Origin of the sequence: Paenibacillus agri, assembly GCF_013359945.1 — a bacterium.
GTDB classification, from domain to species: Bacteria; Bacillota; Bacilli; order Paenibacillales; family Paenibacillaceae; genus Paenibacillus_AQ; species Paenibacillus_AQ agri.
Genome location: NZ_JABWCS010000195.1, coordinates 38158 through 57355, shown reverse-complemented (window position 1 = coordinate 57355; position 19198 = coordinate 38158). Strand labels below are relative to the sequence as shown.

At 42.4% G+C, this 19198-nt stretch carries 18 protein-coding genes and 3 pseudogenes; 7 read left to right on the top strand and 14 right to left on the bottom strand.

Going from position 1 to position 19198, the window contains the following annotated elements; genetic code table 11:
- Positions 1–17 precede the first annotated feature (17 nt).
- Positions 18–1391: an MFS transporter gene (locus HPT30_RS06325; RefSeq protein ID WP_175370582.1), complete on the bottom strand. Its 1374-nt coding sequence runs from the start codon at positions 1389–1391 to the stop codon at positions 18–20.
- Between the two features lie 876 nt (positions 1392–2267).
- Positions 2268–2621 (bottom strand): hypothetical protein, encoded by a 354-nt coding sequence (locus HPT30_RS06320; RefSeq protein ID WP_175370581.1) that lies wholly within the window; start codon positions 2619–2621, stop codon positions 2268–2270.
- Positions 2622–3125: 504 nt separating this feature from the next.
- Between HPT30_RS06320 and HPT30_RS06310 the strand changes: the two genes are divergently transcribed.
- A complete protein-coding gene (locus HPT30_RS06310; RefSeq protein ID WP_175370579.1) occupies positions 3126–4568 on the top strand; it encodes an amino acid permease in 1443 nt (480 codons plus the stop codon).
- On the opposite strand, the gene HPT30_RS06305 is transcribed toward HPT30_RS06310, so the two are convergent.
- The 3 genes and pseudogenes from HPT30_RS06305 to HPT30_RS06295 form a co-directional block, all read right to left on the bottom strand.
- Positions 4565–5197, bottom strand: coding sequence for a LysE family transporter (locus HPT30_RS06305; RefSeq protein ID WP_175370605.1), 633 nt, complete (start codon positions 5195–5197; stop codon positions 4565–4567). The genes HPT30_RS06310 and HPT30_RS06305 overlap by 4 nt on opposite strands.
- A 118-nt stretch (positions 5198–5315) precedes the next feature.
- Entirely contained in the window at positions 5316–5837 is a 522-nt protein-coding gene (locus tag HPT30_RS06300; protein WP_175370578.1) for a DUF3231 family protein, read from the bottom strand.
- Between the two features lie 227 nt (positions 5838–6064).
- Positions 6065–6256 (bottom strand): annotated as a pseudogene (locus HPT30_RS06295) (spore coat protein); the annotation flags it as partial.
- 132 nt (positions 6257–6388) lie between these two features.
- Between HPT30_RS06295 and HPT30_RS06290 the strand changes: the two are divergent.
- The 3 genes from HPT30_RS06290 (at position 6389) to HPT30_RS06280 (ending at position 7392) form a co-directional block, all read left to right on the top strand.
- Positions 6389–6697 carry a WGxxGxxG family protein gene (locus tag HPT30_RS06290; protein WP_175370577.1) on the top strand — a complete coding sequence of 103 codons (309 nt, stop codon included), beginning with the start codon at positions 6389–6391 and terminating at the stop codon, positions 6695–6697.
- A gap of 236 nt (positions 6698–6933) precedes the next feature.
- Complete coding sequence (locus HPT30_RS06285) at positions 6934–7113, top strand: hypothetical protein (protein WP_175370576.1); 180 nt, start codon at positions 6934–6936, stop codon at positions 7111–7113.
- Positions 7114–7227: 114 nt separating this feature from the next.
- Positions 7228–7392 (top strand): tyrosine-type recombinase/integrase, encoded by a 165-nt coding sequence (locus HPT30_RS06280; protein WP_376766997.1) that lies wholly within the window; start codon positions 7228–7230, stop codon positions 7390–7392.
- 278 nt (positions 7393–7670) lie between these two features.
- On the opposite strand, the gene HPT30_RS06275 is transcribed toward HPT30_RS06280, so the two are convergent.
- The 5 genes and pseudogenes from HPT30_RS06275 to HPT30_RS06255 form a co-directional block, all read right to left on the bottom strand.
- Entirely contained in the window at positions 7671–8162 is a 492-nt protein-coding gene (locus HPT30_RS06275; RefSeq protein ID WP_175370575.1) for an arsinothricin resistance N-acetyltransferase ArsN1 family A, read from the bottom strand.
- A 133-nt stretch (positions 8163–8295) separates the two neighbouring features.
- Positions 8296–8679: pseudogene (locus HPT30_RS06270) on the bottom strand (winged helix-turn-helix transcriptional regulator).
- A gap of 221 nt (positions 8680–8900) precedes the next feature.
- On the bottom strand, positions 8901–9500 hold the full coding sequence (locus HPT30_RS06265; protein ID WP_175370574.1) for a hypothetical protein: 600 nt from the start codon (positions 9498–9500) through the stop codon (positions 8901–8903).
- A 567-nt stretch (positions 9501–10067) separates the two neighbouring features.
- Positions 10068–10790: an alpha/beta hydrolase gene (locus tag HPT30_RS06260; RefSeq protein WP_312876305.1), complete on the bottom strand. Its 723-nt coding sequence runs from the start codon at positions 10788–10790 to the stop codon at positions 10068–10070.
- A gap of 186 nt (positions 10791–10976) precedes the next feature.
- The gene (locus HPT30_RS06255) at positions 10977–11297 is read right to left on the bottom strand and encodes a winged helix-turn-helix transcriptional regulator (RefSeq protein ID WP_175370602.1); all 321 of its coding nucleotides are present in this window, start codon (positions 11295–11297) and stop codon (positions 10977–10979) included.
- 211 nt (positions 11298–11508) lie between these two features.
- On the opposite strand from HPT30_RS06255, the gene HPT30_RS06250 reads away from it, so the two are divergent.
- Complete coding sequence (locus HPT30_RS06250) at positions 11509–12069, top strand: NAD(P)H oxidoreductase (RefSeq protein WP_175370573.1); 561 nt, start codon at positions 11509–11511, stop codon at positions 12067–12069.
- Between the two features lie 445 nt (positions 12070–12514).
- Positions 12515–13624: a PRK06851 family protein gene (locus tag HPT30_RS06245; protein WP_175370572.1), complete on the top strand. Its 1110-nt coding sequence runs from the start codon at positions 12515–12517 to the stop codon at positions 13622–13624.
- Positions 13625–14060: 436 nt separating this feature from the next.
- On the opposite strand, the pseudogene HPT30_RS30900 reads toward HPT30_RS06245, so the two are convergent.
- The 4 genes and pseudogenes from HPT30_RS30900 to poxB all read right to left on the bottom strand — a co-directional run.
- Positions 14061–14165, bottom strand: a pseudogene (locus tag HPT30_RS30900) (YjcQ family protein); the annotation flags it as partial.
- Between the two features lie 153 nt (positions 14166–14318).
- Positions 14319–15152 carry an EamA family transporter gene (locus HPT30_RS06235; RefSeq protein WP_175370571.1) on the bottom strand — a complete coding sequence of 278 codons (834 nt, stop codon included), beginning with the start codon at positions 15150–15152 and terminating at the stop codon, positions 14319–14321.
- A gap of 16 nt (positions 15153–15168) precedes the next feature.
- The gene (locus tag HPT30_RS06230; RefSeq protein ID WP_175370570.1) at positions 15169–16065 is read right to left on the bottom strand and encodes a hypothetical protein; all 897 of its coding nucleotides are present in this window, start codon (positions 16063–16065) and stop codon (positions 15169–15171) included.
- A gap of 396 nt (positions 16066–16461) precedes the next feature.
- The gene (gene poxB / locus HPT30_RS06225) at positions 16462–18183 is read right to left on the bottom strand and encodes a ubiquinone-dependent pyruvate dehydrogenase (protein WP_175370569.1); all 1722 of its coding nucleotides are present in this window, start codon (positions 18181–18183) and stop codon (positions 16462–16464) included.
- Between the two features lie 429 nt (positions 18184–18612).
- Between poxB and HPT30_RS06220 the strand changes: the two genes are divergently transcribed.
- The gene (locus HPT30_RS06220) at positions 18613–19197 is read left to right on the top strand and encodes a TetR/AcrR family transcriptional regulator (protein ID WP_175370568.1); all 585 of its coding nucleotides are present in this window, start codon (positions 18613–18615) and stop codon (positions 19195–19197) included.
- Position 19198 lies beyond the last annotated feature (1 nt).

The following is a 19198-nucleotide window of genomic DNA, read 5'->3' as shown; positions in this document are numbered from 1 at the left end:
GTTCTGTTGGAAGAGAGCTACGTGGGATTTTGGGATAGTCGCCTCACATACAGGAAAGCGCACAGATTGGCCAAAACCGCTATGATGGCCAGTCCCCAGAATAAATTTGCATACGCATGGCCTGGCGAAAGGGGTAGTTGCCATTCCAACGCGCTAGATAACACGGCAAGGCCGAATGATCCGCTGATAAATTGCATCAGCTGAAACAAGCCTATGCCTGATCCAATTTGGGAGGAGGGCAATATGTGCGAAATTTCATTTGAAACGCTACTGCTGATGATAGCAAAACCTAAATTCATTAGCATGTATACGAAAATATTCGCTATCCAATATTGGGTGCCCACTCCTGCGAACAATACGCCTGCCAATAGTATGAGTATAGGAGTCATACGCAACATACGGCTATTTCCCCGCTTGTCGATCATAGTTCCGATCGTTCTTGATAGCAGCGTGGACAAAATAGCCCCAGGAAAAATAACAAAACCGGCTTGGCTTGCACTCAAGCCAAAGTGTTTCAATAGCATTTGAGGCAACAAAAAGAGCGTGGCAAAGTTGCATAAATAGGAGAAAACCCCGATTAAGGCAAGGACAAGATAGGTTCTGTTGGTTAATAACGAAGGCAGCACAAACGGGTGCTTCGCGCGGCGGATATGTAAAATAAAGGCGAGAAGACCCAAAATTCCGACCAACAAAGCAATGGGATGATGATAGGTTAAAAATAGTAAAAGACCTGCCGTGCCCGCACTCAGTGTCACTACCCCCAATAAATCGAAAGGTCGTTTAGCAAGCGACTCTTTTGGAATATAACGCATAAGCAGCGGGGCAATGCACAGCAACAAGGATGTGACTGCAAAGAGATACTTCCAACCGAGATATTGCACCACAAAGCCGCCAATTACTGGACCCAGTCCAAACCCCAGGGACACGGAGGACATGATGAACGTCATCGATTTTCCCCGGCGTACCAGCGGTACGTAACGGGTCAGAAGCACGATAGACAGGGAGAGCGCAGCACCGGCACCGGCAGCTTGTAAGATGCGGGCTGTAAGCAGCACCCAAAAATGATTGCTTAGTATCGCCCCAACCGATGCGCCTCCCGTCAAAACCAGACTAATGGCGAATAGCCGGTTCAATGGAACAAAATCAGACAGCCGGCTGTAGGTGATCGAGGAGATGGCGAACATGATAGAATAGCCGGTGACCGTCAATGAGACGACAGACGACGGTAAGTTAAAATAATGACTTAAATCGTTTAACGCTAAATTAAACATAGCCGTATTCATCGTAACTAATACAACGGTAATGCATAGCAACGTAATAATGACGCCTTCACGTGGAAGAAGGGGCACTTCGTTTTCCTCCATCATCGTGTTGTGGAGTGCATCCTTCATAGAATTTTCCTTCTCTCTTTCTTGTGATTATTTCTCTAGTAATCTTAGCTAGGTGCTCCAGAGCACGAATCAATTGCTTACTTTTACAGTCAGTGAAAATCCCCCTATAAGTTCTATTTTTTATTCCAAACCGGCGAAACAGAAGAGACCGAACGGTATCGTTTATTGTAGCATGATTCTGGTGAATGGCAAGCCCGGGATTGAGTAAAATTTGTTTGTAATAAATGATTAGAATGAGGTTCACACGGAGAATCTCAAAAAAAAGGGGCTAGTACACGGGAAAACATCATTATGAAATGAAATCGGCTGAAATTTACAACCAAAGAGGATATGCCGGTACATCGCTAAACGATATTATTACCGCCACTGGAATTAAGGTGCATCTATCGATATTTCGTTCTAATGAGCATATTGGGATGAGCAATTCAAACGTTCAATATATATTGGATTTAGAAAATAGTGAATTTCTTTAAGGCGTGGTCCAAATTACTTATCAAGTTCTATTGGATTCAGTGCATAATTTCGTTTAGAAAATTGAGTTAGATAGTCATGAGCTACCTATGATATATATAATTCCTATAAATTAAAGATTTATTTTTCAAAATCCTACTAACCTAGTCCGATGGTGTTCTGTCCATATTGTAGGACCCTCTGGCCAGAATGAGCCATGCTATCTCGGTGGCTTGTGAGAGAAAATACTAGTTCGTAACGCATCAACTATAAGCTCACTTCAGAATTATTGTGAGATGCTCAAACATCGTCAATTGTGTTATTTCTCAACCGGAGAAGTGTCAAAGAAATTGAAAGGGGACAATTACCAGGTTGATGTAATTCAAACAAAAAGAAGCTCTGAAATAGAGCTTCTTTTTGTTTGAATTAACGATTAGCGAATTGATTGGGGAAACCTAAACTCGTATGTGCTTGATTTGTATAGTTTTGGTTATATCCGATATTTGCGTTATTATTATTTAGGAAATTATTGGAGTTACTTTCGATTTGGTTAACCGCTTGAATCATTGATTGTAATTGCTGGATAGCAACCTGGTGTCCTTGAAGGGCCGATTGAATCGTATTGGCAGCTTGTCTTTCACGTTGAGCTAATTGTTCTAATTGTTGGGTGTTTTGCTGTTCTTGTTGAAGCAAACGTTGGTAATTCTGACTTGCTTGCTCGGTTTGATGAATCAGCTGTTGAATAGAGCTTTTAATTTGTTGAGTGGATTGGTATGACATTTCATTACCTCCTTCAATTTTTAAAGCTTAAATTAGATTGCTTGAATCATAATAAAATTAAACACGTAAATTTTTCTACTTTGTTAATGGATATTTTACCTTGTTCCTTACAATGAATGCAGAACAACAACAATAGTAATGGTGCAACCATGAAAGCCATAACATACCAGGGGCCAAATGATATTGTCGTCAAGAGTTCAGGGAATATCTTAAGGAAATAATAAGCAGCTTGTGAGGGGAGTCCACACAAAAAAAACGCGTAATCCACTCACATGAGCGACCCGGCAGAAAAGCAGTTTGGCAGCCAGCCAACATCTCGATCTAAGTGTGCGGGGCGTAAACGGAATACCATCTCATTGAGATTACTATTATGAATTAATAATAAGCTTGTCCTTTTTTGGTTCGCAGGCTTCTTTTATTATGTTTACCTTAAATAACAATCTCGCCTGTGGGGAATTCTAGAGAGAAATATCTCAAATTCTAATCAGGATAAGGACGGAATTCATGAAGCAAACTTCCAGTAAAACTGAAGAAGACAAAAAATTGAAATGGTGGCAACTAAGCTTGTTAGGCATAGCAGGCACTATAGGAACTGGGTATTTTCTGGGCTCAGGTCTGGCGATCTCCATGGGCGGTCCAGCAGTACTGCTGGCCTATATTTTAGCGGCTGCTGGAACTTATGTCGTATACGATGCACTGGCACAAATGACAGCGGAACATCCGGAGCAGGGTTCGTTTAGGTCCTATGCCAAAAAGGCTTTCGGCAGTTGGGCCGGTTTCGGGAGCGGCTGGGTATACTGGTTCTCGGAACTGTTGATAATGGGAAGCCAACTCACAGCGTTGTCCATTTTCTCACGTTTTTGGTTTCCGGCCGTACCGATGTGGGTATTCGCTGCGGGGTTTGCGGCTGTGAGCCTGTTGATTGTGTTTTTTGGCAATAAGGGATTTGACCGGGTTGAAAATATGCTGGCTATTATCAAAGTGGCGGCTATTCTGATGTTCCTTATTATTGCTGCCGCGCTTCTGGCGGGTTGGATAGGCGGCAGTAAATTCACACCGAAAGTTCCACTTGGGCTTAAGGCGTTGTTTCCGTCAGGAGGTATCGGACTATGGTCTGCCTTTATTTTTGCTTTTTATGCATATGGGGGCATTGAGGTGTTGGGGATTATGTCCTACAGGCTAAAGAAACCTGAGGAAGCCCCAAAAGCAGGAAAGGTGATGCTGCTGGGACTGGCTACAGTATATGTTCTGTCAATCGGACTTGCGGTAATAATGGTGCCGCTTAGCGCTTTTAATCCAAAGGAAAGTCCTTTTGTTCTCGCGCTTAGCAGTGACCATCTGACCTTTGTTCCGCATTTGTTTAACGGGGTGCTGATCATTGCGGGGTTCTCCACGATGACAGCATCGCTTTATGCTATTACTTCGATGATGCTAACTCTTACGCAGGAAGGGGATGCGCCCAAGTTTTTTTCGAAGAGATGGAAAAATAAATATCCGTTCTATGCTCTTTGTTTGATCGCAGGTGGTTTAATGGGTGCAATTATGATGTCATTGTGGTTGCCGGCAAAAGTGTACGAATACATTACAACGGCTGCCGGATTGATGATCCTTTATAACTGGTCCTTTATATTGCTCTCCTCTGGCCGGTTGCTTAAGCCCAGTCTTCTAAGCAAAGTGAAACGCTGGGCTGGCCTGGTGCTGATCGCGGCTGCTGTAGCAGGTACCCTGTTTCATGCACTCAGCCGTCCAGGCTTCTACATCAGTCTGCTTATTGTTTCGGTGATTGCGCTGAGTGATTGGATCGTTCAACACTTCCGTAACAAGAAGGATGAGTCAGTTAAGGAGCACACTGCTGATGGACAGACCAATGAATATCATTCACTGCACGGTGGTCCTGAGTTTCGAATCAAAGGTACCGGTACCAGGCTGCGCAAGAACAAGGTCTAATGAAAAAAGAGCAGCCGTGCAGCCTGTACACCAAAATAAAAACCAAAGCCGATCAGCGACAGACCTGATAGAACGGAGATCGCCTTTAATACACGGACAGTCAGGAATTTACGAAAGAGGCTGGAGGCGGCAGCCATCGTTGCGTCCCAGAGCAGAATCCCAAGGACGATTGCTCCACTGTAGATCAATAACTGCTGCATCGGATACTCGCTAACTGCCTTGGCTAATATTGAGCCGTAGATACCCAGCCAAAATAGGATGGAGAGGGGATTAAATAAGGACATCAGAAATCCCGATAGATAAGATCTGGACAGTGAGATATCGTTTCCCCTCATTCCAGCATCTGAAATATCACCTGTATTTTTAATGCTGTCCACGCCTGAATAGACGAGGACGAAGAACCCGAACAACCACAAAAACACTTTAACAAACGGGGCGCTCAGCAGATGAATGAGACCAAAATAGACAAGCAGCATGTAGATGATATCGGCACTGACCGCCCCTAGACCAACAGCCCAAGCAGGCATGAACCCTCCGCGGAGTCCCTTGTCCAACTGCGCCGCATTAATGGGCCCGATAGGCGCTGAAAGGGATAGCCCCAAAATAATATAACCTATAAATACGTTAATGTTGTCCTCCTCCTTTATATAGATAGCTTATTCTGATAAAGGCGATGGTAGGACAACCAAAAAAGGCCCGCGAAAGATTGCGGGCCTTCTTCTATAAGAAGATGAAGAGTAAGCGGGATTACGCCTTCACGGATTCAGGTCTTTTAACTAGAAGAGGTGGAGGAATTAGCCACCCCTTTTTCTTACTCAAATCCAGAATCTTAATGCCAATTGCTGCTTTGGTAAGGTGATATTTAGCAAATAAAGCCCCGATATCTTCTCTGATCGATTGTCCCATCGCCTGACTGCATGCCACAAGTCCCGTAGCATTATCAGCTGCAAGTTTGGCAGCAATTTCAGGATCTGTGAAACGTGCTCCTACAGGGATATCTTCAAGCTTGGCATCGGGCCGATCTGGCATTACTGGTGTAGATGCAATACCTTGCTCTGTGAGCAGTGTATCACACTCACTGATTTCAAGCTCCGCTTGATCAATTATAGTTCCTAATATTTTTTTTAGATCATTGTCGCCAGCGTGATACAAATAAGCTCTGTAACAAGAGAGTGCTCCCTTTGCGACCATTGAGGCTTGCCAAACTGTAAAAATTTCTCCATAATGCATCGGTTCTTCTTTGGGGTTACCACCTAAAATCCCTGTCATAAAATAGGCTCCTTTATTGTTGGATTTGAACAAGAATTAGCATGCCCACAAAAAATTAAGATATTTCAACGTTTCCACATAATAAAGATGAACCACGCTATTTAGGAGGATTTGGAGTTGAGGTTCAAATATCGTTCCAATACCTTAGACCTTACAAGTCGGAATATCATTATTTAATCTTATGAATCAATACGATTAAGATTATGAATATGAAGATATATGCTTCCTTACAGGGATAAAGCCTTATTCGCGTTAGTAACGTCATTTGATATCAGTTTGTGAAGATCATAGGCGGGATACAGTCCGCGCTCCAGCATAAAGTAGAGGATTTTTCCATGAAGCAAAATGGCGCTGTTCAATTGCTTTTGCAATGTTTCTCGAAGTTTTGGCGTAGCTATTTCAGTAATTCCAATTGCATAGCTGCGTACTGCGGTCTAGAGCCTTTATTTTGTCCGAAGCAAGGCAGACTGAAGATTATATGGATAGGAAGTCTAGAAAAGGGGAGAATATTTTTGGGTGCTACCCGCCCAATAATTTTTGGAGGGAAAAATATGAAGAAGGTTGCTGCTCTTGCATCAGTTATATGTCTAAGTTTGCTTTTATGTATTCCAGCATTTGCATACCAGGATACAACAAACACTGGAATTCAAGCATACTACTCGGTCAATCAAACGCATGACAACTTGAATGCAAAGAATGTTAATACAACGGGGAATGAGAATTCAACAGCTATTCAGAATGGGAATTACAGAGCCCAAGCAGTCTCAGATGAAAATCGGGGAACTAATTGGAGCTGGTTGGGTCTTTTGGGCTTAATTGGACTTACAGGTTTACGGAAAAGAAGCTCGGAAAGAAGCTAAGCTTTTTAGTGCTACAAGGGAACAACTTTTTTAAACAAAACCCTATCAAGTGTATGGTTGATGGGGTTTTGCATTGGCAACTTGGGTTGAGCGTAGCTTGAGGATATCATAAGCGAAATCGTGAATTTTTACACTTCAATAATGATCGGAAGAATCATTGGACGCCATAAAGGAATTTGCTTAAGGTCTCCTTGATGGTCTAGTCAGGAATATCATTCGAGAGGAGGGACTAAGTAATGTCTAATAAAAAAAGTTACTATACATTTGAGGAGCCGCTTGGCACCACAGTTGAATTTCAAGCCACTAGCTTACAACAAGCCATGGTGATTAAAAAGAAAAAGGCTCAAGAACTGGGAATTCCTAAAGAAGCTTTTGAACTTACAAGAATACGCAAGAAACCAAGTCAAAGCGCATAGCTTTTTCATGTAATAGTTCCATGTAGGCTAAAATCAAAAGGCGTTTACCAAAATAGACCGGTGTCTGGTAAAAAGAACATATATACTAAGGAGCCGCTTATTTGCGGCTTTATAATGCTGATTGAAAAATATGCAACTGCCTTTGGGAAACCCTCATTAACCGTACATTCGCTTAGACACTCGTTTGCAACGCGATATCATCTGGAGAATAACGATGTACCAAGATTAAAGAATCAATTAGGACATTCATCTGTACAAACAACAATGATACACACTTAACAGATGAAGAGGTGCGTAATGCTGTAAATAAAAATGGATCGATAAATTCGCGGTTCTAAGCTGTTTTTCTCATACTTCTGCACAAAACCCGTATTTTGTACATATGTACTAAAGTTAGAAAAACCCCATATCCATAAGGATTCATCTTTAAATTTAAATTAATGTTTGACATTACTTTAAATCTATTAAGTTATAAAAAATTAATAGCCGTTCTCCCCTTATCCAATTTAACTATCATAATATAACTAATGAGATTTAGCTCAAATTTAACAGCTGGTCTACAACAATTTCTCCATAATCATAACATCGATGGGTTTTCCATCTAAAATGCCCTGTTTCTCAAAAACACCAACTTCTCGATAACCTGACTTTCGGTACAATCCTTGTCCTAGATGATTCAAAGCAAAGGTAAATAACACGATCTTGTAAAACTCATTTTGACTAGCAACCTCTTCAACTTGTGCCAACAACTGCTGGCCAATGCCGTTACCTCTGTAATCCCTAGCAATGTAAATTGAAAGATCTGCAACCCCATTATAGGCACAACGTTGGGAGTAACGATTTAGAGAAGCCCATCCACAGACCACACCATCCATTTCAGCCACCATCACAGAAAATCGTCCCTCATGTTCAGCAAACCAATTTGTTATGTATGCGGCATCTTTTTGTTCTTCTTCAAGTGTGGCAACACGATCTTCAATTCCTTGGTTGTAAATCTGTAAGATAGCTGTAAGATCACTTTTGGTAGCTTTTCTTATAATTAATTCCATCGTAATTCCTCCGTATTATTCAGATATAGATTGTTTAATCTTAGTTTAAACTACTTACTATTTTGAATGTGTTGCACGATATTTACAATAGTGGTAGTAATTATTATTATCTAAAGCACAAAAAATGGATCCTTTAATCGGTTCCATTTTCATTTGATATTACTCGAATATCATAAAGTCTATCTTTATGGGTGTTTCCCCAATCCCTCATGGACAAAATGATCTGCTCCAACATTATTCCAAATTATGTAAGTGAATATTCCACCTTAGGTGGTACTTGTTTATAAACTTCACGATGGATAATGCCGTCTCGCTCAAGCTCACGGAGCTGCAATGTAAGAATGAATTGAGTCATATCCGGATAAAGGCGGCGGAATTCACTAAATCTTTTTGGACCATCTATCAGATGATAGAGGATGATCCCTTTCCACTTTCCTCCAATAACATCAAAAGATGTTCTGTCCAAATGAGTCCATAGCGGAATTTTTTCAATCCTGATAATACGGCAGCGATCGATCAAATTCTTCACAATATCGGTCGGATGTTTACTTCCCCGTTTAGTTAAGCAAAGGCAGCTGATCTAAGTGATCACTGCCTTTTATTGTTGCACATTGAACGTTTCTTGTCGGCGCAGCCCTGCTGCCAATCCGGATTCCGACGTCGCCGCTCGATGCAGCACAGGTTCATGTAATGAAAGCCGAATTTTAGCATAGCACTCATTACATAACCTTAATTCATTTAATCAGTAATTTTTTTAAGCTCAAAAATAGTTGCCTCTGATAACAAGATAAGCCTATCATTATTAATAGCTAAAAAGCTTAAACCTACAGGTATGCTCATTTTTGTAGAAGGGTCACTTATAATTATTGCTTTTACTTCATCATTTATATTTAAGTCTGGGATATCTATTTTATATAATCTATAAAAAGAGTCAGAGTTATAGCATGTCGCTGTGATCTCATATAATGGATTTTTTAGTTCATATTGATAGTTATTATAGTTTTTAAGGCCCTTTGATGAAAAAAAGTCTTTTTTGATGATAATTTCATCTCCAATAAATTTTTGCCCTGTTGGATATTCAGAAGCATCATTATATGAATTTGCAAATCCTAAATGCTTCTCAACTTTCCAAGTTCCATAGAAATATTTTTCAGTTTCGCTATCCAAAACCGTACGATCTACAGTACAATAATCGGATGTGTTTTTTGGAATAATAGACTCTTCCGTTTCTGGTTTAGGCTCACTACAAGTATTTGGATTTGATGTCGTTTCAACATTTCCACAAGCCGTTGCTAGCATCAGCATTATCATAATACAAGCCAATAATGTTTTTTTCATATCTCACACTCCCACTATAAAGTTATGTTTTCCCATGTTTGCTCGCTTGCAAACTGAATTAATCCCCGTATGGATTAAAATCTACTGTTCCATCGTTTTTATATCACCATGTCCTAAAAGCTATTTCCATACAGCGAGTAATCCTTCACTGCTGTATAACAAATGGGGCGATACTTTTTCTTTATTTTCCGATGCCTTTATCAGCTTTGCCTCAGTATTTGGTTCCGGTTGCCTAGCAAAAATTATATCAGAGCAATTGAAGCAATGAATGACATGAAATTAACATTATTTATGCATAAGGTTAACTTTATGTTATCTAAATCACAAACAACAATTATTGCGTTAACCTGCCCGTTAGTTTAATGAAACAGATTAATATTCTAATTAACATTGGTACCATCTTTTTGTCCTTTTCGGCAATGGTAAAATGTACTTATCCTCAGCCTGAGACAAGAACTTGGTTCCTTAAAAACAAAAAGCCGCTATATAGCGACTTTGAATGGAACATGTGTATGTGACTTTGTGTCATTTTTAAGTGTTTCACTATTCAATATTATATAAATCCAGTTAGAGTTCTTCCGGGTCAATAACTTTCACCTCTGGATACTTGTCGCTTGGCCCTTGAATCAGATTTCCACCCGTTCCTTTCAATTGCCTATTAAAGAAATCGAGTACATATTGATTTACGATGCTTGATCCTCTTTTACCATTTATATCTCCTGTTATCCCAGTCAGTTTAATCAACTCAGAATAGAATTGAAGGTCCGTGAAATTGAAGTGTTGGGTTCCTTCTATATAAATCGCACTTCCCCCTTGATTGATAACATTTTTAATAATGTGCAGCTCATCTGAAAGTTGTTTAGTTATTTCGTTATACGGGTTTTTATCCTTTTTAAAATCTACTAACCATTTTTTAAAACTCCCCGATCTTATGAACATAAACGGCTTGTTTATATCATCTCTATTTTTCACTTCGATTAGTGACCCGTCCATATTGACCCCGGCCTTGATTCTATGATCTAAATAAGTTGTATTAAACGCTGTTGCACCCCCAAAAGAATGCCCCATCACGCCTATGTTATTTAAATCTATTTTCCCTTTAAATTGACTTTCGATTGCACCTGAATTTAGCTTTTCAATTTGATTGATTACAAACTCTACGTCTAGTGTCCATATATTCCCTATTTCCCTGCGATCTTCTACGGTGGTCATCTTTGTTTTATAGTCCGTTACACGGCCATCCGGAAAAATGGTAGCAAAGGTGCTATACGTATGATCGATTGTGAGCACGATAAACCCATGACTGGCATATGAACTGAATATGAACAAGCAAATAAATAAAACAAAAAAATACTACGTCACCACATGCAAGATAACTTTGCACATGATGCCGTAGTATGACGGATGAAACACGAAGAACGTCCTAATTATACTTCGACGATTTGAGCGGTACGGTACGATCTGAATAGTAGATCATTACTTCTCCAAGAAAGCTGAACGGTCTCCATAAATTTTCTCCATGTGACTCTCACCCCATGAGCAAAAGCTCTCCAGTACTGTTTTTAGACTTAAACCATATTCGCTTATTTCATATTCCACTTTGGGAGGAATCTCATAGTGTACAATCCGATGGATAATACCATCCTTTTCGAGCTCACGAAGCTGCTGTGTTAGCATTTTAGGGGTGATGTCGGGAATTAATTTTCTCAGTTCATGGGTACGCTTCTTGCCGGTGTCCAAATGATATAAAATGCTACTTTTCCACTTCCCTCCGACAATCTCCAGTGCGACATCCATACCATTGTTATACTTCTTCAAGTAACCAACACTCCTATCTCACTAACAGTATAAAAAATATACTAATAGACTTCGAAGTACCTACTGCACTTAAAAGTGCATTCTTCACATTAAGTTGTATTTCATCCATAATAGCACCTGTAACCGGTTATGGACTACTGATTTGCCTAGAAGCAGCCGAAAATATGATACAAAGGAAGGTCGTTAACTCATGAAAGCTCTTGTTACTGTCACTCACCCTCGCCAAGATTCTCTAACACATCAGGTCATGCAGCGTTTTGTAGAAGGCTTGAAGAAAAATAACCATGAGGTAGATCTGCTCGATTTACATCATGATGGTTTTAACCCAGTGTATACATTGGAAGATGAACGAGATTGGTTAAATCCTAGCAAAGTCCACACTCCCGAGGTCCGCAAGGAGATGAACCGAATTCTGGCTGCGGATACTCTTATCTTCGTATTTCCATTATGGCAGTATAGTGTACCTTCGATGCTTAAGGGGTACCTGGATAAAGTATGGAACCTTGGCTTGTTCGGAAAAGCTGATGGAAAGAAAGTGCTGTGGATCTGCCTGACTGGCGGAGATCAGGAGCACATGTCCAAATATAAGCGTGAAGAAACGCTGACACACTATCTTAATGTTATTCTCGCTGGCTATGCCAGAATGAAGGAATCTCGAGTCGAGCTATTGACCGACACGCTTTCAGAATCCAATCAGCATATTGAGGGCCTACTGGAACGTGCATATCAGCTGGGATACGAGTACGCATGATGTAATCACACGAACCATTCGTGTACATTTCAAGACCGATATTTTTTAGTCTCGTAGGCGTAATAACACCCTCAATCTTCTAATCATCCTATTGTCGAGGCAGATTAATCACCAAACCCTTTGGTGCTCTTGCATTCATCGCAAACAGAACTTGTTTAACGATTATCATATTAGTTTGTCTCCTTCGACGTCCAGGTTCGGCAGTTGGTCAACTGGCCACGGCATGGATGGAGCACAATAGGGTGCATGTCTAACAACACAACCGGAGTTTTTATACCGGGTGAAACTGGTCCTCCTGTAGTCCCGTCAACAAATAACGAAAAAATGGGAGAGGACGAACACCATTTTTTAAAATGCAGAATATACAATTGAATAGGCACTTATCCCAATCATGCTTATTCTGTAATCTTTGCGAATCGGAATAGGCACAAAGGAGTGTTTCAAGTTGGCATTAAAATCATCTCATTATTTTGCCCAAGGCAACACTGCGCACGGAGCTCATTTCTTGTATAAATCCGCATTTGATGGGCTAAACAAGATATTCGTCCTTACGGGGCCCCAAGGTACGGGGAAATCGACGGTCATTCAAAGTTTGGCGGATAGTCTGCTGGATAAAGGCTTGCATGTGCAATGCTTCCACTCCCCTCTCCGTCCCGAAGAACTCGATGGCATTATTTTAACGGAATTGAAGGTTGGTGTTGTCGACGGGCAAGTCTGTAAGGGGATTTCTGATATCGGGGCCTGTGAAATCATCTATATCCATTTCGGGGAAGCGTTTGATAACAGTCTTATTTTACCGGAACACAACATAACGATAGAAGATCTTAGAGGCAAGCTTGAGAGGACCTATTCAAAAACGTATGAAACGTTTGCAACAGCATTGCGGATTCATGACGAATGGGAAAAAATTTATATCGAAAACATGGATTTCTCAAAGGCCGATCAGATTGCGCAGGATTTGATTCAAGAATTATTTGCCGATCATGAAAGCGATTCGCCAACGGCTCCGCGTCACTTGTTTTTCGGAGCCGCGACTCCGAGGGGGGCTTTCGATTTTATTCAAAGCTTGACCGCTCAGCTGGAAAGACGGATTTTCATCAAAGGAAGGGCCGGATCTGGCAAATCGACTCTGCTGAAAAAGCTTGCCTCCGCTGCCGAAACGAAAGGAATCGAAGTCCAAGTGTTTCATTGCGGCTTTGATCCGAACAGTCTTGATATGCTGATATTCCCGAGACTTGGAACAGCTATCTTCGACAGTACAGCTCCTCATGAATACTTTCCAGATCAGGACGGGGATGAGATCCTAGATATGTATGCATGGACTATAGCTCCTGGAACAGATGAAGCCCATGCTACCGAAATAGCCGGTATCAAAGCACGCTACTCGGCAAAAATGAAAGAGGCCACCTCACATCTGACGGAGGCCGAAGCCATCGATTCTAAAATTAAGGCCTACTATGTTGCGGCCACAAATTTTTCGATCGTAGAGAACCTCCAGCTGCAATTACAGTCGGAATTGAATGAATTGATTGGTTCCATTCAGCTTTCAAAATAAAATGTCCTTCTCCATCAACCATATCTGCTTTAACCTTTCCGAGGGGCGGGTATAGTATGCGCCTGGGGAACCAACTCCTTTCTCAACCATTCTAGCACATTTAATCCGCCGGCAGTTTCGATCTCATTCAACGAACTGTCAAAACAAATAGAGACCTACCAAAGTAAAGGGCATAATCCCTTTGATGTCTTTGGTTAGTCTCTTTGTTTTTTGTATGCCGTTTCCTAAATCCATCCTTCCCTATTGAGAGGCCAAATCCTTTTTATTTGTTCTATCATTTTATGCTATGCTGGCTGTCACGAGTGTAATGCCAAACCGATTTGAAATCGTTTCTAATGTCGTTTAAATGCCGGATTACTCCATTCATAATATTTTCTAACCTCCTATTTTTTTGTTGACCTTCATTAAAATGAATCAGGCACAAAGGAGTAATCTTCTATTTCAACCAGTCTCTTATTTCCTTCAAGATCGTATACGTCTTTGTACACACGCTATTTTCATCTAGATATTTATGACCCGCCATAGTTACTTGGCAATGATTATAAAAACAACTGTTGAAGCAATACCGACATTGTTCACGTACTTCTCTTCTTTTATTAGCCTAGCTGCCTGCAACCATTCTTCTGTGAAAAGGAAAAACGTCTCGCCCTCCCTTCATTTTTGCAGTCTCTTCATTAGCTTCACGAACCCCTTCCTACAAGCTTACCGTAATAACGCCGAGAAGAATAATGGAAATACCAATCCACTGACTTTTCGCAAGCTTTTCTTTTAGTAGCACACCTGCCATGAGAATGGTGACGACACTATATAATGAAGTAAGTGCAGTTGTGCTTGTGGTATAAGCAAGGGATTGTCCCTGATTGAAGGAAAGCAACGCCCCTGAATCCAGTAGAGCAGCCACAATCAAGATAAAACCGGTGGAAAGGGTTATCTTGGGAAGTCTGATCTTTTTAGTTCGCAATAGCACTAAGGCACAGAGAAATTGAACAACTCGGGTGATGAGTACGGGAAGAAGAACTCCGAGATAGGGCGTGAAATATCCAACCGCCCAGAAGTAAAAGCCGATGCAGATGGAGGCCATTGCTGCCTCCGGAACTCCGGACAACGTCGCTTGATGGCTATCACTCTTGCTCGACCGAGTTACCGTTATAACCCCAAGAACCAACAGAATGACTCCAATGATTGAATTAAACGGAAGACGTTCTCCACCAATAAAAGCGAGGATAGCAGTCACAACAGCAAATCCGGAGCCGATTGGAGATACGATGGATAACGTCCCTTTCTCAAATGCTCGATATAATAATAATGTTCCAGCGAAATTCACGATGCTGATGCCTGCTGCCCCAACCCATACGACTGGATTTCCTTCCATGTGAGGGGATTGCATGAATATATACCCTCCCAGCAAGAATGAAGCAATCAATTGAATCCACAAGAGAGCAGGCAATGTTTGAACCTTCCTGGTAGCTTGGGTAACCATAAAGTCAGATAAACCAAAACAAAGTGCCGCAATTAGGCCATATATCATATTCCCATCCTCCTTTTCAGGTTTGCCTCAGCTCAATCTTTTTATATAGCAGCACCGAGGTAAACATAAACAAACATGCAGCAAATGTAACGAGTGGTAATTTCATGACTTGTTCTTCAGGGAAAACAAACGTCAGCAAGGGGAAGGCGTAAAGCGCAGGGATACGGATACGGGCAACGCGAGATAGCGCTAGCATCAGGATCATGTCGAGCAGTGCAGCAAAGACCCACAAATCAATCATAAAAAACACTAGCGTGCCAATCGTGACAGATAAGGTCAGCGTGAGTCCTTGCTTCAACGCCATCTGTCCATTGTACTTTGGCTTCTGAAGGGACTCATAAACAACAACAAAAATAGGCGGAATCACTGCGATCTGCTGATAGCCAGAGACCCAGCATACACCGATCCAGCAAAAAGAGAGGGCAAGAAATACGAGCATGTATCTGTATTGTATACTCCTCTTTTTTTCAACACCTTTATTTAATCCAAAGACCAGAACACCCATCATCAATGTGATTGTGAAAATGAAAACAATCAATACAAATGACCACTCCTGAGTGTCTATCGCGAGTGGCAGTAACCCCGTTGCAATGGACGGTGCCAGGTTAGATCGAATCGTTCGCAAAAAGAGCATTATTAGTATTAGAGCCAGGATGACTTTTTCTATATAAGGTATCTGAAGAAGATTCACCATTAAACCTATGCCAGCAGTTACTGTTGGCGCGATAAAAATGGTAGATGGTTGCCTGATCCACCCGGGTTCCCGGTAGACCCACATGGCAATTGCCATCGCCGCAACTTCTGGTAAAATGACCTCCTGATTATGTAACAGCAGCGAACCCGCTATCATTAAGACAACAAATGAGATAGCAGCCGTGTAAGAGAGTATGGCTATTTTATTTAACAGTGGCATTCATGTTATCCCCTTTCATCACACACGAATCGTTTATTAATAGAAAGTAAAGTCGTATGGTGAGATTTATGGTAGCATGTTAAATCCGGCATTAGTAAGTACCACTTTTTAGTGATTTTGAGCAAACCAATTTTCAAGAATAGCATATAAGGACAAGAACTTGTTCCGATAAAATAAAAAAAACCGGCAAAAGAATCACCGGTTCAGTAACTAAAAAGGGATATTTCAAATTACCAGACACTAAGTAGGCAAAAGTCTCCCCTCGTACTTGTCGGAATTCGCTTCCCTCTTACACTATAATTTTTTTCATACTTGTTAGATCAATTTCATAGACCCGCTTTAATCAAAATTTCTTTATTCTAGCCGCTTGAATGCACATCCTGATGCCGTTATTTATTACCGAAGGAGATTGGTTTTCGCCAGTTCGATGATTTCGTTGCCTTGCCCGTTCAAAACGGCTTTCAGCATCCACATCGTAAATCCGCGTGCCTGCTCGAAGTTAATCTTTGGCGGCATAGCCAGCTCCTGACGATTGACGACGACGTCCAGCACTACCGGACCGCCATGTTCGAACGCTCGGCGAACGGCGCTTTCTAAGTCATTCGGATCCTCGACCCGTATTCCTTCGATTCCCATGGCTTGAGCTAGCATCGCAAAGTTTGGATTGTCGAGTTCCGTTCCGAATTCTAAAAAGCCGGCTGCTTTCATTTCCAACTCAACGAATCCAAGCGCACCATTATTAAAGACTACAATCTTGATCGGGAGCTTATGCTGACGAAGGGTCAATAGATCTCCAAGCAGCATGGTGAGTCCCCCGTCCCCTGACAGCGATATGACCTGGCGTCCCGGCTGTGCAACCTGTGCCCCAATTGCCTGAGGCATGGCGTTCGCCATTGTCCCGTGGCTAAACGAGCCCAAAAGCTTTCTTTTTCCATTCATGCTCAAGTATCGGGCGGCCCACACAGTCGGTGTCCCAACATCGCAAGTCAGAACGGCATCCTCATCTGCGAGATCGCTGATTACCTTCATGAGGTATTGCGGATGAATAGGCGCTCGGCCGGGATTTGCAAGATTGTCCAGTTCCTCGCGGACTTTGGCATAATGCGCTACAAAGTGCTGCAGATGATCTGGGGAGTGCGGTTCCTTTAACAGAGGTAACAGCATTTCGATCGTCGTCTTCACGTCTCCGCACACCCCGTATGCGAGCGGCGTTCGCCGGCCTAGTCGGGAGGAATCCAAATCAACCTGAAGGATGGTCGCTTCTTGCGGATAAAATTGCCGGTATGGAAAATCGGTACCCAGCATGAGTAAGACATCACATTCCATCATGGCATGGTATCCGGAAGAATATCCAATGAGGCCGGTTAATCCGACGGAATAGGGGTTGTCGTATTCCAGATATTCTTTTCCCCGCAGCGCTATGACCATCGGGGATTGCAGCTTCTCGCACAGCTTCATGAGTGAAGCATGAGCTCCTGCACAGCCGGCACCGCATAGCAAGGTGATCCTCTTACCTTTGTTTAAATAGTCAGCAAGCGTCTTTAATTCATCCGTAGAAGGGCTTACAATCGGCCGGGTGGAATGGATGACGCGTTCCGGAACCGGGCTTTCATCGTATTCGAATGCGGCTACATCACCAGGAAGAACTAAGACAGACACCCCCGATCTTGCCGTCGCGGTTTGCATCGCCATCGTAACTGCTCGAGGGATTTGCTTCGGCCCGGTTACGACCTCACAAAAGAAGCTGCATTCCTGAAACAACATGTCCGGACGGGTCTCTTGAAAAAACCCGCTGCCGATTTCACTGCTCGGAATATGTGCGGCAATCGCAAGTACTGGCACCCGGTTTCGATGGCAATCATACAATCCGTTAATGAGATGCAAATTACCTGGTCCGCTGCTACCCGCACACACGGCAATTGCCCCGCTGAGTGTGGCATCCGCGCCAGCTGCGAACGCTGCAACCTCTTCGTGGCGGACATGGATCCATTCTATTTTTCCGGAACGGCGTATTGCATCGAGCAAGGCATTGAGTGAATCGCCGATAATGCCGTAAATTCGCTTCACGCCGGCGTTCAGAAGGGATTCCACAATGGAATCAGCTATCGTTCTTCTCAAAGGAATCTCTCCTTTCTGTTTTTATTATATTGCCATAATACGAGCAGCCTATTCTTGATTTCGCAACGAGTTAAGCCTGAACCAAGAAGAAAGTTCGGAAATTCACATTTGGGAAGTCTCTATAATGACAAAAAGTCTCTACTTTGACGGAAAAATTCCCTATTGGCTATATTCATCGAGTAAATATAGGACTTGTTCTGTATTTCTCAAGTAACTTCTCCAGTTAAGTGAGTATAAAATTTCAAAGTTGCGGTATTGCTCAAACGCAGTTGCAGGCAGGGAACAGCCGCATAGTTTCTTCCGGTGCAGCCAGCTTGTGTGCGCCACTACCTAACGAAAACCTTTAAAATCTTTTGCATTTCTCCATCTCATGCGTTAGTATTTTTATATCGACATATTTGCAGGTCTATAAAAGGAGATTGACAGGCTATGTGCCCCCGTACTAAAGAACAAAATGAGCTCATACGCATACAGCGCAGAGAACAGATCCTGGACGTTGCCGCCCTCTCCTACTTTCGCACGGGCGGCAGCTTTGATATTCGCGACGTCGCCCGCGAGGCAGGGCTTGGTTACGGCACAGTATACCATTATTACCCCAACCGGCATCTATTAATAGAAGATGTGTTAGGAAGCGGCTTCGAGCGGTGCGAGCAAGTTATTGCAAACTGGACGAACATCAGCGGCAGTCCCCCGGATGACGGGCAGTTGTTGATGTATTGTAAAGCGCTACTCCGGCTGTGGCAGTCCGACGCCCGCGCATATCTCGTCTACAAAATGGCGGCGGAGCATTATACAGGTTTGCCTGAAAGGGATAGACACCACGCCAAAAGAAAATTTATGGAGCGGCTGTACGTTCCACTCCAATCGATCGCCCAGTGCGAAGACGACAGCGTCGACCATATGCTTGCCGTGCTGGTCGGTTGCTGTGGACTGCACTACTATGCGGGCAATTCCAACCTGGACGTCGATCGGATTGCCCGACTCGCTATGCAAGCTATTACGAAGGAGTCCTGAT